The sequence below is a fragment of the Tomitella gaofuii genome (genome assembly GCF_014126825.1).
Lineage (GTDB): Bacteria > Actinomycetota > Actinomycetes > Mycobacteriales > Mycobacteriaceae > Tomitella > Tomitella gaofuii.
On the sequence record NZ_CP059900.1, the window covers coordinates 2,925,378 to 2,940,648 of the forward strand.

The 15,271-nt window shown below is 73.3% G+C and carries 13 protein-coding genes and 1 pseudogene; all 14 read right to left on the reverse strand.

Features of this window, described 5'->3' with window-relative positions:
• Positions 1–55: 55 nt before the first annotated feature.
• Entirely contained in the window at positions 56–346 is a 291-nt protein-coding gene (locus H4F70_RS13520) for a YggT family protein (protein WP_182357551.1), read from the reverse strand.
• Positions 347–491: 145 nt separating this feature from the next.
• On the reverse strand, positions 492–1,112 hold the full coding sequence (locus H4F70_RS13525) for a cell division protein SepF (RefSeq protein ID WP_182348588.1): 621 nt from the start codon (positions 1,110–1,112) through the stop codon (positions 492–494).
• 103 nt (positions 1,113–1,215) lie between these two features.
• Complete coding sequence (locus tag H4F70_RS13530; protein WP_182357552.1) at positions 1,216–1,974, reverse strand: YggS family pyridoxal phosphate-dependent enzyme; 759 nt, start codon at positions 1,972–1,974, stop codon at positions 1,216–1,218.
• Positions 1,971–2,708 carry a peptidoglycan editing factor PgeF gene (gene pgeF / locus H4F70_RS13535; protein WP_182360414.1) on the reverse strand — a complete coding sequence of 246 codons (738 nt, stop codon included), beginning with the start codon at positions 2,706–2,708 and terminating at the stop codon, positions 1,971–1,973. Before pgeF ends, H4F70_RS13530 begins: the two co-directional genes overlap by 4 nt.
• Positions 2,709–2,749: 41 nt before the next feature.
• Positions 2,750–3,997 (reverse strand): cell division protein FtsZ, encoded by a 1,248-nt coding sequence (gene ftsZ, locus H4F70_RS13540; RefSeq protein WP_182357553.1) that lies wholly within the window; start codon positions 3,995–3,997, stop codon positions 2,750–2,752.
• Between the two features lie 250 nt (positions 3,998–4,247).
• Positions 4,248–4,943: a cell division protein FtsQ/DivIB gene (locus H4F70_RS13545; RefSeq protein ID WP_182357554.1), complete on the reverse strand. Its 696-nt coding sequence runs from the start codon at positions 4,941–4,943 to the stop codon at positions 4,248–4,250.
• Positions 4,940–6,385 (reverse strand): UDP-N-acetylmuramate--L-alanine ligase, encoded by a 1,446-nt coding sequence (gene murC / locus H4F70_RS13550; protein WP_220471825.1) that lies wholly within the window; start codon positions 6,383–6,385, stop codon positions 4,940–4,942. The genes H4F70_RS13545 and murC overlap by 4 nt, the downstream gene beginning before the upstream one ends.
• Positions 6,386–6,486: 101 nt before the next feature.
• Positions 6,487–7,671 (reverse strand): undecaprenyldiphospho-muramoylpentapeptide beta-N-acetylglucosaminyltransferase, encoded by a 1,185-nt coding sequence (murG, locus tag H4F70_RS13555; protein WP_182357555.1) that lies wholly within the window; start codon positions 7,669–7,671, stop codon positions 6,487–6,489.
• Positions 7,668–8,261 carry an FtsW/RodA/SpoVE family cell cycle protein gene (locus H4F70_RS13560; RefSeq protein ID WP_182357556.1) on the reverse strand — a complete coding sequence of 198 codons (594 nt, stop codon included), beginning with the start codon at positions 8,259–8,261 and terminating at the stop codon, positions 7,668–7,670. The genes murG and H4F70_RS13560 overlap by 4 nt, the downstream gene beginning before the upstream one ends.
• Positions 8,262–8,346: 85 nt before the next feature.
• Positions 8,347–9,180: pseudogene (locus H4F70_RS20650) on the reverse strand (FtsW/RodA/SpoVE family cell cycle protein); the annotation flags it as partial.
• 146 nt (positions 9,181–9,326) lie between these two features.
• Positions 9,327–10,823 carry a UDP-N-acetylmuramoyl-L-alanine--D-glutamate ligase gene (gene murD / locus H4F70_RS13570; RefSeq protein WP_235681564.1) on the reverse strand — a complete coding sequence of 499 codons (1,497 nt, stop codon included), beginning with the start codon at positions 10,821–10,823 and terminating at the stop codon, positions 9,327–9,329.
• Positions 10,823–11,899 carry a phospho-N-acetylmuramoyl-pentapeptide-transferase gene (mraY, locus tag H4F70_RS13575; RefSeq protein WP_182349550.1) on the reverse strand — a complete coding sequence of 359 codons (1,077 nt, stop codon included), beginning with the start codon at positions 11,897–11,899 and terminating at the stop codon, positions 10,823–10,825. The genes murD and mraY overlap by 1 nt, the downstream gene beginning before the upstream one ends.
• Positions 11,896–13,416 carry a UDP-N-acetylmuramoyl-tripeptide--D-alanyl-D-alanine ligase gene (locus tag H4F70_RS13580; RefSeq protein WP_182357558.1) on the reverse strand — a complete coding sequence of 507 codons (1,521 nt, stop codon included), beginning with the start codon at positions 13,414–13,416 and terminating at the stop codon, positions 11,896–11,898. Before H4F70_RS13580 ends, mraY begins: the two co-directional genes overlap by 4 nt.
• Positions 13,413–15,119, reverse strand: coding sequence for a UDP-N-acetylmuramoyl-L-alanyl-D-glutamate--2,6-diaminopimelate ligase (locus H4F70_RS13585; RefSeq protein ID WP_182357559.1), 1,707 nt, complete (start codon positions 15,117–15,119; stop codon positions 13,413–13,415). The genes H4F70_RS13580 and H4F70_RS13585 overlap by 4 nt, the downstream gene beginning before the upstream one ends.
• Positions 15,120–15,271: the final 152 nt, after the last annotated feature.

A 15,271-nucleotide genomic window follows, 5' to 3' on the forward strand; every position in this document is an offset into this window, starting at 1 on the left:
TTCACTGCCGCCCATCCTGTCACATCAGGTCACGATCGTGCATCACGAACACCGCTCATGCGTACATGAAACGCCCCACGACGCTGATGAGCACGAACAGGATCAGCATCAGCACGAGGATCGACAGGTCCAGTCGGACCTGCCCCATGCGCACCGGCGGGATCAGCTTGCGCAGCAGCTTCACCGGCGGATCGGAGATCGTGAACAGCGCCTCGAGCAGCACCACGAGGATCCCCTTGGGGTGCCAGTCGCGCGCGAACGAGCGGATGAACTCCACGATGACGCGGCCGATGAGGCAGAACCAGAAAATATAGAGAAGGACGTAGACGACCTCGAGCGCAGCCATGCCCATCACTCTGCCCGAAAGCGGCGGCGCACCCCACGCCGGGTGACCGGCGCGACCGTCCGGCGCGCCCGCCGCGCACGCCCCCGGGCCATGACATGCGGAACCCCCGCCGCGCGGACGCGACGGGGGTTCCTGCCGGCGGGACTCACTTGGAGTAGAAGCCCGTCTCCACCAGCCGGCGACGGTCTTCCGCGGAGACGTCGATCTCCGCGGGTGAGAGAAGGAACACCTTCGTAGCCACCTTGTCGAACGAGCCACGCAGGGCGAAGGCGAGGCCTGCCGCGAAGTCGACGAGGCGCTTCGCGTCGGCGTTGCTCATCTCGACGAGGTCCATGATGACGGGCACCCCGTCGCGGAACTGCTCGCCGATGGTGCGGGCCTCGCTGTAGTCGCGGGGGCGGAGGGTCGTGATCTTCGCCATGCCCCCGGACTCGTCGAACAGCGAAGCGGCACGGCGCGGCTCCACCCGCGGCTCCGGCCGCGCATCCATCGCCAGCGCGCCGCGGGTCCCCGCCATCGGCGCGGGCCGGCTCCCGCCCCGCGGCGGGACCGACTCGAGCCGCCCACGCCCCGGCGCGTAGCGGTCGTCCTCGTATCCGCGGGGTCCGGCGGGGTAGTCGCCGCGCATGCCGTCGTACTCCCGGTCGTACTCGTCGTAACCGTCGTCCAGCCCCCGGCGCGGCCCGGGCTCGTCGAGGTAGTCGTCATCGAAGTCCTCGAGCGGCACCATCCCGAAGTACGCCTTGAACTTTTGCAGGCTGCTCATCGAATAGACCTTCCTTGCTGCGGCGGATCGTGGCTGGGCTGTGGACTGTGCACTGCGGACGGGTTGTGCTGCGGTCCGGCGGGAGGACCGTGGATCCCGCCGTTCATGGCGAGACTATCGGCCGCGCACCCATGATCGCGGTACCGACACGCACACAGGTCGATCCGTGTGCGATGGCCGATTCGAGGTCGCCCGACATCCCGGCGGACAGGCCCCCGGCCTGCGGATGGCGCCGGAGGAACGCCGCGCGGACACCGGCGAGCCGGGCGAACGCCGCGTCCGGTTCCTCCTGCCGCGGCGCCACCGCCATGAGCCCCGCGAGCCGCATGGATTCCGCCGCCTCCACCTGATCCGCGAGCTCGTCGAGGTCGGCGGCGGACACGCCGCCGCGCGCCGGGTCGCCGTCGAGGCTCACCTGCAGGTAGACCTCCAGCGGCGCGGTCCGCTCGCCGGCGTCCAGCGCCGACGCCGTCGCACGCGCGAGGGCGTGCGCGAGCCGGAGCGAATCCACGGAATGGACGGCGTGCGCCCAACGGGCCGCCGCCCGCGCCTTGTTCCGCTGCAGCCGGCCCACCATGTGCCAGCGCGGCGGCGCGCTCGGTCCGCCGGCGGCGGACAGAAGCCGGGCGCAATCCTCCGCCTTGGGCCCGGCCTCCTGCTCCCGCGATTCGCCGAGGTCCTCCGCGCCGAGCCGCGCGAGGGCCGCCGCGTCCGACGCCGGGAAGCGCTTCGTCACCGCGATCAGCGTCACCGAACCCGGGGCGCGGCCGGCCGCGGCGCACGCCCCCGCGATGCGCTCGCGGGCGGCGGCGAGACCGCCGGCCAGTTCGGCCGCGCGGTCGCCGCCCGCCTGCGCGGTCATGACCGTCCCCCCGTGGTCGACCCCCCCGTCGCCGGGCCCCCCGCCGACGGCCGCCAGACGACTCCGGCGAGACGTCCGGTGGGCGCGCCCCGCCGGTGGCTGAACAGCGTCGTGTCCTCGATGGTGCAGCGCGGGTCCACCACGACCGATTCCACGCCCGCCGCGCCCAGTTGCCGCGCGACCCCGGCGCGGATGTCCAGCCCCGTCGTGGCCTTGCGCGTGCGGCAGGCGCTGCCGGGCAGATACTCCTCCACGTCGGCCTGCATGTGCGGCGGCACCTCGTAGCAGCCGCCGCACGCCGCCGGACCCAGCAGCGCGCCGATCCGTTCCGGCCGCGCCCCCAGCCCGGCCATGGCCTCGATCGCACGCGGGACGATGCCGATGCGCGCGCCGATCCGGCCCGCGTGCACCGCCGCGATCACGCCCGCCTCCTCGTCCGCGAGCAGGACGGGCACGCAGTCGGCCGTGAGCACCACCAGCGCGAGGTCCGGCTCGGTCGTGACGAGCGCGTCCGTCACCTCCACTGCCCAGCCCACAGGCCCGTCCACGACGGTGACATTGCGCGAATGCACCTGTTCCATCCACACCAGCCGAGGCGGGGCGAGCCCCAGCGCGCCGGCCAGCCGCGCGCGGTTGGCGGCGACCGCGCCGGGATCGTCTCCCACATGGTCGCCGAGATTGAACGAGTCGTAGGGCGCATCCGAGACTCCGCCGGCGCGCGTGGTGAACACCATGCGCGCCGGCGGGCCTGCGTGCACCGCTCCGGTGACTGTCCTCACCTCCGCATGAACGGCGGGACGTCGACGTCGTCGTCGAGGTCGTCGATCACCTCACGCTCGGCGCCGCCTCGCTCGGCGCCGCCTCGCTCGGCACCGCCGCGCACCCCCCCGCCGCGCTGGGCCGACTCAGCGGCGGCCCCGGAGGACGCGGGAGCGGGGAAGGTGACCGGCTGCGGCCGGTCGGACGCGTCGCCGGAGGCTCCGGCCCGCGACTGCCCGATCTGGCCGGCGCGGCCCGCGTCGATCGTCGAGCGGCCGCGCGATTCGACCCCGGCGTCGATCTGCTTGTTCTGCGGCGCACCGCCGTCGAACCCCGCGGCGATGACCGTCACCCGGACCTCGTCGCCCAGCGAATCGTCGATCACCGTGCCGAAGATGATGTTGGCCTCGATGTGCGCCGACTCCTGGACCAGCGAGGCGGCCTCGTTGATCTCGAACAGCCCCAGGTCGCTGCCGCCGGCGATGGAGATGAGCACGCCGTGCGCGCCGTCCATCGACGCCTCGAGCAGCGGCGAGTTGATCGCGGACTCCGCCGCCTTGAGCGAGCGCCCCTCCCCCCGCGAGGAGCCGATCCCCATCAGGGCGCTGCCGGCCCCGGACATCACCGACTTGACGTCGGCGAAGTCGACGTTGATCAGCCCCGGGGTGGTGATGAGGTCGGTGATGCCCTGGACGCCGTTGAGGAGGACCTCGTCGGCCGAGCGGAACGCGTCCATGAGGCTCACCGCAGCGTCGCCGAGCTGCAACAGGCGGTCGTTGGGGATGACGATGAGCGTGTCGCACGACTCGCGGAGGGTCGTGATGCCCGCCTCGGCCTGGCCGCCCCGGCGCTTGCCCTCGAACGAGAACGGCCGGGTGACGACCCCGATGGTGAGCGCGCCGAGCTTGCGCGCGATGCTCGCCACGACCGGGGCCCCGCCGGTGCCGGTGCCGCCGCCCTCACCGGCGGTGACGAAGACCATGTCCGCCCCCTTGAGGAGCTCTTCGATCTCGTCCTTGGCGTCCTCTGCGGCCCTGCGCCCCACCTCGGGGTCGGCACCGGCGCCGAGTCCGCGCGTGGAGTCGCGACCGACGTCGAGCTTGACGTCGGCATCGCTCATGAGCAGGGCCTGCGCATCGGTGTTGATGGCAATGAACTCCACCCCCTTCAGTCCCTGCTCGATCATCCGGTTGACGGCGTTGACCCCACCGCCGCCGATTCCGACGACCTTGATGACGGCGAGGTAATTGTGCGGGGGCGTCATGTGCTCTCGCCTTCCATGTTGCTCGATCTACGTCTGTCTTCCCGAAGCGTCCGGTGCTGCGACTGCGGCCGCCGCGTCGCGGCGCGGCGCACATCCGACCCGAAAACCCTCAACCTCAACCAAAGGGTTAGAGTTATGTCAAGTACCGAACTATGCGCAGACGCTATGCATCGCCGCGCGCTGTTGCCAGGAGGCGCGCCGAACACGACGGAGTTTGCCTCCCCCGCCGCCGCCGCGCACCGCCCGACGCTCACTTGGTGGTGGGGAGATTGGGGCTCGACACGTCGACCGTCTGCCCCGGCTGCTGCAGGACCGCGAGCGCCACAGGCGCCTTGAGCCCGCTGCGCTCCACGCTCCCCCACACCAGCGTGCGGCCGTCGGCGAGCCCGAAGGAGATGTCCGACGGCGAACCGACGTCGATCGACGTGATCTGCCCGCGCAGCTCCGGCGGCAGCCCGCCGACCACCTGCAGCACCGAACGGAGCAGCTCGGCGTCTCCGTGATCCGCCATGGTGATCTTGGGCAGCCCCGGCGGCGGTGGTTCCGCCGCGAAGTCGATCCCGGAACGGTCCAGCAGGTGGGGCCCGTCACCGGTGTCGCGGAACGCCACCGGCACCCGTTCCGTCACATCGACCCGGATCGTGGACGGGAACTCCCGGTGCACGCTCACCCGGGCGACCCGCGCGATTCCGGCCACCCGGTGCGCGGCGGCGGAGGTGTCCACCTGCATCAGCGGGGTTCCCGCCGGCACCGCGAGTGCGGAGACGACCTCGGGCTCGGTCAACCGGTCCAGCCCCGTCACCTCGACCGTCCGCACCGACATCGCCGGAGTGAACCACAGCACGCCTACGGCCACGAGCGCCGCGGCCACCGCGGCGGTCACGGCCAGCAGCACCCGGTTGCGGCGACGCTGTGGCAGGACCGGGCGTCGCAGCAGACGCCTCACCGGCGCCCCCGGCTCCCGGCGGTGTCGTCACGCGCCGTGGACCCCAGGGCGGTCAGGATCTCGGGGCCCGACATCGTGATGTCGCCGGCGCCCATGGTGATCACCAGGTCGCCCGCCTGCGCCAACTCCGCGATCTGGGCCGGCGCCGCGGACAGGTCGGGCTGGAAGTACGCGATGCTGGTGATCTTCTCTGCGATGAGCAGGCCGCTCACCCCCGCCACCGACCGCTCCCGTGCGCCGTACACGTCGAGCACCACTGCGATGTCCGCCAGGCTCAGCGCCGCTGCGAACTCCGCGGCGAATGCCGCCGTCCGCGAGTACAGGTGAGGCTGAAAGGCGACGATCACGCGGCCGTGTGCACCGGATCCGCGTGGGCCCACCATGTCGCGCGCCGCCTGGAGCACGGCCTCGACCTCCGTCGGATGGTGGGCGTAGTCGTCGATCACCCGCACACCCGCGACCTCTCCCCGCAGCTGGAAGCGACGGTGCACGCCGCCGAACCCCGCCAGGCCGTCGAGGGCCCGGTCCAGCGTCGCCCCGGCCTCCCGCGCGGCGAGGAGCGCGCCCACCGCATTGACCGCCATGTGGCGGCCGGCCACGGACAGCGTCATCGGCCGCGGATGGTCCTCGCCCGCGATCTGCAGCTCGCCGACGCCGCCCGCGCCCGTCGCCGTCCACCCGGCCAGGTGGGCGGCGACCGGCACGGGGCCCGTGTAGGCGGTGTGCGCGAACTCCGAGCTGTAGCCGAGCACCCGGACGCCCCGGGACAGCGAACGCTCGGCGAGGGCCGCCGCACCCGGGTCGTCGAGGCAGGCCACCAGCACGCCGCCCGACTCGATGCGTTCGACGAAGTCGTCGAACACCCGTCGGTAGGCCTCGAGCGAACCGTAATGGTCGAGGTGATCCACATCGACGTTCGTGACGACGACGATGTGCGGCCGGTACTGCAGCAGCGACCCGTCGCTCTCGTCCGCCTCCGCCACGAACACCTCTCCCGTGCCGTGGTGGGCGTTGGTGCCGGACTCGTTGAGCTCCCCGCCGACGACGAACGACGGGTCCATCCGGCAGTGCTGCAGCGCGACGACGACCATCGACGTGGTCGAGGTCTTGCCATGGGTCCCCGTCACCAGCAGCGAACGGTAGCCGCGCATCAACGCCGCCAGGACCGCCGGCCGCAGCAGGACGTCGACGCCCCGCGCCGCCGCCGCCAGGAGCTCCGGGTTGTCCCGCGGGATCGCGCTCAGTGTGGAGACGACCGACGTGGGCCCGCCCGGAAGCAGGTCCAGCGCCTCGGCCGCATGCCCGATCCGGACCTGCGCGCCGCCGGCGCGCAGCGCCAGCACGCCGCGCGACTCCTTGGCGTCGGTCCCCGACACCTGCCCGCCGCGGGCGAGGAGGATCCGTGCGATCCCGGACATCCCGGCCCCGCCGATACCGATCATGTGCACGCGTTCGAGGTGCGGGGGGAGCGCCGCGCGCTCCGCCGCATCGTCCGTCACCAAGGGGTCCGTCGTACCGTCGTGCACCGGCCCCGCGCCCCCGCTCACCGGCCCTGCCCCCGCACCGGGTCCTCATCGGCGCGCGCAGTGTGCGGATCCGTACCCGCCCCGCCGCCGCGCGCGGTGTCCACCACGATCCGGGCGATGCGCCCCGCACTGTCGCGGTGCCCCGCGTCGCCGGCCGCGGCCGACATGGCGGCGAGCCGCTTGTCGTCGCGCAGCAGCGGCACCAGGCGGTCGAGCACCGCCTGCGCCGACAGGTCCTCGTCCCGCACCAGCATGCCGCCGCCCGCCTCCACCACGGGCAGCGCATTGAGTTCCTGTTCGCCGTTGCCGTGCGGCAGCGGCACATACAGCGCGGGCAAGCCCACCGCGGAGACCTCGGCCACGGTCATCGCACCGGCCCGGCAGATCACCGCGTCCGCCGCGGCGTAGGCCAGGTCCATCCGCGTGATGTAGGGCACCGCCACGTAGTCCGGGCCGCCCTCGGCGCGGTCCACACTGACGGAGTTCTTGGGCCCGTGCGCGTGCAGAACGCCGATGCCCGCCGCCGACAGGTCGCGGGCCGCCTCCGTCACGGCCGTATTGAGCGAGTGCGCCCCTTGCGATCCGCCGAAGACGAGCACGGTGGGCGCGTCCGGGTCCAGCCCGAAGCTGGCGCGCGCCTGCGCGCGCAGTGCACCGCGGTCGAGGTCGGTGATGGCCCGGCGCAGCGGCATCCCCACCACCTCGGCGCGGGGCAGGCCCGAGCCGGGGACCGCCGCGAGAACGCGATCGGCCCCCCGCGCACCCGCCTTGTTGGCCAGCCCTGCGCTCGCATTCGCCTCGTGCACGATGACCGGGGTGCGCCTCCGCCCCCCGACCAGTCCAGGCCGCGCCGCCAGGTAGGCGGGCAACGCGACGTACCCACCGAAGCCCACGACCACGTCGGCCCGGCAGGCGTCGAGGATCGCGCGCGTCCTGCGCACCGACTGCCGCAGCCGGCCTGGAAGGCGTGCCAGATCGGCGCTGGGCTTGCGCGGCAGCGGGACCGGCGGGATGAGTTCCAGCGGGTAGCCGCGCTCCGGCACCAGCGTGGTCTCCAGGCCGCGCTCGGTGCCGAGGACCGTGATCCGCGTGCCCGGGGCCAGTTCGGACACCGCGTCCGCCACGGCGAGCGCGGGCTCGACGTGCCCGGCCGTCCCGCCGCCCGCCACCACGACGGACAATGTGGAATCCGATCCGGTCACCACCGGTCTCCTCGCTTCCTGCTCTCCGGGCCGCCGTGCTGAAACTGCGACGACCCGCCTTGTGGCCTGCGTGCACCCATGCCGGTCCGGCCGGCGCCGCCGCGCCCCGCCGCCGGCCCGCCGGGCGCCGCTCCACTCCGACGATACGGCGTTCCACCCGCGGGACGCCCGTGGGTGCCGCGGGGCTGGCGCAACCGTGCCTCCCGGGTGGGTTGGGCCCCCCGCGCCTGGCCCGACCGTGGCCCGCCGGCGCGCGCGGCCGCGTCGCCCGCCTGCGGCGCAGGTGCTGCTGGGCGCGTTGGGCCCGCTTGTCGTGTGTCGCGGCACGGACGACGCCGCCGCGCTCCGGCCGGTAGGGCTCCGGAAGCGGCAGCCGCAGCAGCTTCGGCAACCCGCGACTCCCGGCCCGAGCGCAGCGCCGCGACCGCCTCGGGTTCGTGTCTGGCCGCGTTGGCCATGAGCCCGAACGCAGCGAGCGTGATCGTCGTCGACGAGCCCCCGGCCGAGATGAGCGGCAGCTGCAGGCCGGTCACCGGCAGCAGACCCACCACATAGCCGATGTTGATGAACGCCTGCGCGATGGTCCACACGGTGATGCCGGCGACGAGCAGGGCGCAGGAACGGGTCGGCCGAGCGGAGCATGATGCGCAGGCCGGCGTACGCGAACAGCACGAACAGCGCGATGACGACGAGCCCGCCGACCAGGCCCAGCTCCTCGCCGATGATCGCGAAGATGAAATCGTTGTGCGAGTTGGGCAGGTAGTTCCACTTGGCGCGGCTCTGGCCCGGCCCCCGGCCGAACAGCCCGCCGTCCGCCAGGGAGAACTTCGCCTGCAGCGCCTGGTAGCCGCCGTGCTTCGGGTCCGACCCGGGGTTGAGGAACGACTGGATGCGCTCGGCGCGGTAACCGGCCGAGAGGCCCAGGACCAGCGCCAGCGCGCCGCAGATCGCCGCCAGGACAGCGAACGACTTGACCGACAGTCCGGAGAACCACAGCAGGGCGCCGACGATGAGCGCGAGGGCGATCGTCGTCGACAGGTTCGGCTGGAGCATGACCAACGCGAACGTGAACACCGACACGAAGCCGAGCCGCAGCCGGGGATCGCCGAGCAGTCCCGGCATCGTCTTGCCGCGGGTGAGGATGTGCGCGCCCCAGATCACCAGGACGAGCTTCATCACCTCGGACGGCTGCAGCGAGAACGGACCCAGGTCGATCCAGCGCCGGGCGCCCTGCACCTCGACGCCGATGCCCGGCACGAGGACGAGCACGAGCAGCAACACCGCGACGCCGATGGCCGGGGTGGCGAGCCGGCGCACCCACGACACCGGGACGCGCATCGCCAGGTAGAACAGCATGGCGCCGATGATCGAGTACATCAGCTGGCTGTTGAACATGCTGTACGCCGAGCCGTCCTCGGTGTACGAGGCCACGCTGGACGCGGAGAGCACCATCGCCAGGCCGGACAGGGTCAGCAGCGCTGTCACAGTGACGACGAGGTGGAAGGACATCAGCGGCCCGCTCAGCCACACCGCGATCCCGCTGCGACCGCCCGCGGGTGCCCCGCCCGAGGCGGGCTTGCCGGCGGGCTGCGCCGCGCGGTCCGCCGATCCCCGCCGTGCGGCCTGTCCGGATTCTCCTGATCCCACGGGGCCGCTCACCCGCCCGGCTGCAGCCGGGCCACGGCGGCGGCGAAACGATCGCCGCGCTCGGCGTAGTCACGGAACATGTCCATCGAGGCCGCGGCAGGCGCGAGCAGGACCGTGTCTCCGGCGCGCGCATACTCCGCGGCGGCGGAGACCACTGCATCCATCACGCCGCCCTCCCTCGCATCCGCATCCGTGCGGGACGTGTTGCTCGAGCCGGTCACCTCGCCATCTTCGCCCGCGGCGACCTCGGTGACGGGGACATCGGGCGCGTGTCGCGCGAGGGCTTCCGCGATCACGGCCCGGTCGCGGCCGATGAGGACGACACCGGCGAGCCGCAGCGCCACCGCGGCGACCAGGTCGTCCACCGACGCACCCTTGAGCAGTCCCCCGGCGATCCACACCACGCGGCGCCGCCCGGCGATGGAGGCCAGGGCGGCATGCGGATTGGTGGCCTTCGAATCATCCACGTAGTCGACCCCGGCGACGGTGGCCACGTGGGCGGCGCGGTGGGCGCCGACGGTGTGCGCCGCGAGCCCCGCGGCGACCGCATCGGCGCCGATGCCGGCCGCCCGCGCCAGTGCCGCCGCGGCCAACGCGTCGAGCACCCCCGCGGAGCCGCCGGGCACGATGCGATCGGCCCCGACGAGCGCGACCGCGTCCCCCTGCGCCGCCCCGTCTCCCCCGTGCGCGCCGAACGCGCGATCGACGAGCATCCCGTCACGCACCCCCAGCTCGCCGGGGGCGGGCGCGCCGAGCCGGAAACCGACCGTCCGCGCCGCAGTCGACGTGCCGCTCAGCCCGGCCGCGACCGGGTCGTCGAGCCCCACCACGGCGACCCGCCCGCGCAGCACCTGCGCCTTGGCGCGCGTGTACGCGTCCATCCCCCCGTGCCAGTCCAAGTGGTCCTCGGCGATGTTGAGGACCACCGCGGCGTCCGGCACCACGGACGGCGCCCAGTGCAGCTGGAACGACGACAGCTCGACGGCGAGCACGTCCGCGCGCGTCTCCGCCGCCAGCGCGTCGAGGATCGGCAGGCCGATGTTCCCGCACGCCGCGGAGGCCACGCCCGCCGCCTGCAGGATCGACTGCAGCATCGAGGTGGTGGTGGTCTTGCCGTTGGTCCCGGTGACCGCCAGCCACCGGCGGGGCGGTCCGTAGACCTGTGCCCGGTCGAGCCGCCAGGCCAGCTCCACGTCGCCCCACACCGGCACGCCCGCGCGCTCGGCCGCGGCGGCCAGCGCGTTGGCGGGCCGCCACCCCGGGCTGGTCACCACGAGCGCGTGGCCCGACATCCCGGCGGCGGCGTCGGCGGTGCCGAGCACGCGGCCGTGCTGCTCGTCTGCGGAACCCGCCGCGCCGTCGTCCACCAGGGTCACGGACGCCCCGAGCGCGGTCAGCGCCCGCGCGGCGGACCGGCCGGAGATGCCGGCGCCCGCCACCAGGACGGTGCCTCCCACCAGCTCGCGCGGGTCCGCCGGGCCGCCGGCCCGGTGGACGGGCGCGATCACGAGCCGACCGCCGTGAGGTACTCGCCGTAGAACAGCGCCAGACCCACCGCGCTCGCTATGCCCGCGAGCAGCCAGAACCGGATTATGACCGTCGTCTCCGGCCAGCCGCCCATCTCGAAGTGGTGGTGGAACGGCGCCATCCGGAACACTCGGCGCCCGCTGGTGCGGAACACCGCGATCTGGATGACCACCGAGGCTGCCTCCGCCACGAAGAGGGCGCCGAGCACGACCGCGAGCAGCTCGGTCTTGGTGGTCACCGACAGCCCGGCGATGAGCCCGCCCAGCGCCAGCGAGCCGGTGTCGCCCATGAAGATCTTGGCCGGCGCGGCATTCCACCACAGGAAACCCAGGCAGGCGGCGCCCGCAGCCGCGGCGATGAGCGCCAGGTCCAGCGGTTGGTCCACGTGGTAGCAGCCCACCGCCGCCTCGGCGTCGATCCTCGAGCACGCGTTGCGGTATTGCCAGAACGTGATGATCACGTACGCGCCCAGCACCATCGACATGGCGCCGGCCGCCAGTCCGTCGAGCCCGTCGGTGAAGTTGACCGCGTTGGACCACGCGCTGACCAGCACGAGGCAGAAGATGACGAACACGACGCCGTTCATCGTCACCGTGTCGATGTCACGGACGTACGACAGCGCCGCGTCCCCTTCGGTGTACACCCAACGCAGGACGAGCACGGCGAAGATGACGGCGGCGATGAGCTGGCCCACCGTCTTCGCCGTCTTGTTCAGCCCCAGGTTGCGCTGCTTGCGCACCTTGAGGAAGTCGTCGAGGAAGCCGACGATGCCCAGCACTGTCGCCAGCCCCAGCACCAGCAGGCCCGACGCGGACGGCCCCTCGGCCTCCAACCCGATGCCGACCAGGTGTGCACACCAGTAGCCGGCCCACATGCCGACGATGATGGCGACGCCGCCCATCGTGGGCGTCCCCCGCTTGGCCTTGTGGCTCTCCGGCCCCTCCACGCGGATCTCCTGGCCGAAACCCTGGCGCGAGAACACCTTGATCAGCAGCGGGGTGAGCAGGATGGCGACCAGCAGCGCCACGCCGCCGGAGATGAGGATCAGTCTCACGCGTGCTCCTCCTCCTGCGCCAGCAGCGACTCCGCCACCGTCCACAGCCCCACGGCCTGGGACGCCTTCACCAGCACGATGTCGCCCGGCTCCACCTCGGAACGCAGCAGCGCCAGCGCCGCGTCGGCGTCCGGGACCAGCATCGCCTCATCGCCCCACGACCCCTCCATGACGGCCCCCTTGTGCAGCGCCTCCATGGTGCGGGCCGCGCCGACCGCGACGATCTTCGACACGTCGAAGCGCACCGCTGCACGCCCGATCGCGTCGTGTTCGATGATCGCGTCCTCGCCGAGTTCCGCCATCTCCCCGAGCACCGCCCACGTGCGCCGCTTGCCGCGCGGCGGCATCGGCACCCCGTGTGCGGGCGCGGTGCACGACATCGCAGCGAGGGCGCGCAGTGCGGCACGCACCGAGTCCGGGTTGGCGTTGTAGGAATCGTTGATGACGGTGACCGCGTCGGGACGCGTGCGCACATCCATCCGCCGGGCCGACGACGCGTGCGCTCCGCTCAGCGCCGCGGCGACCTGCGGGACGTCCAGGCCGCATTCGAGACCGACGGCCGCCGCCGCCAGCGCGTTGCCCACCTGGTGTTCACCGTGCACCGCCAGGGACACGCCGGCGGATCCGGCCGCACATTCGAGGGTGAACGCGGCCCGCGCCTCGCCGTCGAGCACGACGCCCGCGGCGCGGATGTCGGCGGACTCGGACTGCCCCACCGTCACCACCCTCGCCGTCGTGCGCGCGGCCATCGCGGCGACGCGGGTGTCGTCCGCATTGAGCACGGCCACTCCCCCCTCCGCCGCCGACGGCAGCGCCTCGACCAGTTCTCCCTTGGCCTGCGCGATGGCATCCCGGGAACCGAACTCCCCCAGGTGGGCGGTGCCGACGTTGAGCACCACCCCGATACGGGGCGGTGCGATGCCCGCGAGCCTGCGTATGTGCCCCGCACCGCGGGCGGACAGCTCCAGCACCAGGGACCGGGTGGACCCGTCCGCCTGCAGCGCCGTCCACGGGTGGCCGAGCTCGTTGTTGAACGAACCGGGCGGCGCCACGACCGGACCGAGCGGCCGGAGCACCGCCGCGATGAGATCCTTGGTGGAGGTCTTGCCCGACGATCCGGTGACGCCGATGACGTCCATGCCCGCCCCGGCCAGCTCCGTCACGCTCCGGTACGCGAGCCGCGCCAGCGCGTCGAGGACGGCGGCGGCCGAGCCGTCCACATCGTTGTCGAAGGTCACCGCACCGGCGACGACGAGATCGGGGCGGGGCTCCACGACGATCGCAGGGACTCCCACGGCGCGCGCCGCGAGCACCGCGACCGCCCCCGCGTCGACCGCCGCGGCCGCGTGATCGTGGCCGTCGGACCGTGCGCCGCGGAGGGCGAGGAACAACCCGCCCGGCGACACCTTGCGCGAGTCGAACTCGACGGCACCCGTCACCTGCGCGTGCGGGTCCGGCACGTCGGCCAGCCGCCCGCCCACGGCGTCGGCGACCTGCGCCAGCGTCATCGGAATCACTCGTCGTCCTCGTTCTTCGCCATCGTCTCCGCCCGTCGCACCGGGTCCCCGGCGCCCGCACCGTCTTCGGCGGCCGGCACTCTGTGCCGCTCGATCGCCGCCGCCACCACTTCCCTGTCGTCGAACGGGTGGATCACACCGCCCGCATTCTGGCCCGTCTCGTGGCCCTTGCCCGCGACCAGGATCGTGTCACCTGCCCGCGCCCAGGACACGGCCAGGTCGACGGCCGCCGCGCGGTCCCCCTCTTCCCGGATCTCCGCGCCGACGCCGCCACGCACGGCCTCCCGTGCACCGTCGATCAGCGCCGCACGGATCGCCGCCGGGTCTTCGCTGCGCGGATTGTCATCGGTGACCACGACCAGTTCCGCGCCGCGGGCCGCGACCGCGCCCATGCGGGGACGCTTGCCCGCGTCCCGGTCGCCGCCCGCCCCCACCACCACGGCCAGCCTGCCGGACGTCTGCGCCCGCAACGTGGCGATCACGGCCTCCAGCGCGCCGGGTTTGTGCGCGTAGTCGACCACGGCGAGGAAAGACTGGCCGCGGTCGATCCGCTCGAGCCGGCCCGGCACCGCGACCGAGGCGAGTCCGCCCGCCGCCGTGCCCGCGCCGACGCCCACCGCGTCGAGGATCGCGAACGCCACCAGCGCGTTGGCCGCGTTGAATCGGCCCGGCAGCGGAAGCGACACCGCGGACTCGCGGCCGCCGGGCGCACGCACCGCGAAGTGCTGCATGCCGGTCCGGTCGACGGTGGACGCCCCCGCGTACCACTCTGCCGCCACGGTGGTCTCGGTGTGTCCCCGCGATTCCGGCTCGGTGCACACCGTCGTCGTGGACACCGGCGGCGCGGACCGAGCCAGCGCGGCCATCCGGCGGCCCCACTCGTCGTCGACGCACACCACCGCCGCGGAGGCGCGCACACCGGAGCCCGGTGCGAACAGCCGTGCCTTTGCGGCGAAGTAGTCCTCCATGTCGCGGTGGAAATCGAGGTGGTCCTGCGAGAGGTTGGTGAAGCCCGCGACGGCGAACGAACAGCCGTCGACGCGCCCCAGCGCCAACGCGTGGCTGGACACCTCCATGACCACCGCGTCCACCCCCTGTTCGACCATCACCGCCAGCAGCGCCTGCAGGTCCGGGGCCTCGGGGGTGGTGAGCGCGCTCGGCGTCCGGCGCCCGTCGATCCGTGTCTCCACGGTGCCGATCAGGCCCACCCGATGGCCGGCGGCCATCAACCCGGCCTCCACCAGGTAGGAGGTCGTCGTCTTGCCCGCCGTCCCCGTCACGCCGATGAGCGCGACCGAATGCGACGGTTCCCCGTAGACCGTCGACGAGACCGCGCCCAGCACCGATCGCGGCTGCTCGTGCACCAGCACCGCTATCCCGCCGGCGATCTCCGACTCGTCGATCATCCGGGCCCCCGCCGGGTCGGTCAGCACCGCGACGGCGCCACGGGACACCGCGTCCGCCGCGAAGGCCGCCCCGTGCGCGCGTCCCCCCGGAAGTGCGGCGAAGAGGTCGCCCGGAAGTGCGTCCTGCCCGCGCAGCACCACACCGGTGACCGTCGCCTGCGCCACGTCTTCCGGCGTCCCGCCGCCGGTCAGCGTCACCGTCGCGGGAGCGATACCCGCCGCCGTGCACACGTCGGCCAGCGCCGTACGCGGCGGGTGCGCAGGACGCAGCCGCCCTGAACCTGGTTCCTCTGCCACCGAGGGCGGCCTCCCTTCTCATCCCGCAGCCGTCGTCCGGCCCCTGTTTCCGTCGTCCATGCGTACCGGCCCGACATCGGCCGGTCTGCGGCCGGTCAGGCCGACCGTGGCACTACCGCCGAACCCGTACGAGGCCACAGATTACCGGCATC

Bases quoted from the DNA above. Each gene is read 5' to 3' on its own strand.
- H4F70_RS13520 (WP_182357551.1), bottom strand. From the start codon at position 346: ATGGCTGCGCTCGAGGTCGTCTACGTCCTTCTCTATATTTTCTGGTTC.
- H4F70_RS13525 (WP_182348588.1), bottom strand. From the start codon at position 1,112: ATGAGCAGCCTGCAAAAGTTCAAGGCGTACTTCGGGATGGTGCCGCTC.
- H4F70_RS13530 (WP_182357552.1), bottom strand. From the start codon at position 1,974: ATGACCGCGCAGGCGGGCGGCGACCGCGCGGCCGAACTGGCCGGCGGT.
- pgeF (WP_182360414.1), bottom strand. From the start codon at position 2,708: ATGGTGTTCACCACGCGCGCCGGCGGAGTCTCGGATGCGCCCTACGAC.
- ftsZ (WP_182357553.1), bottom strand. From the start codon at position 3,997: ATGACGCCCCCGCACAATTACCTCGCCGTCATCAAGGTCGTCGGAATC.
- murC (WP_220471825.1), bottom strand. From the start codon at position 6,385: ATGATCGGTATCGGCGGGGCCGGGATGTCCGGGATCGCACGGATCCTC.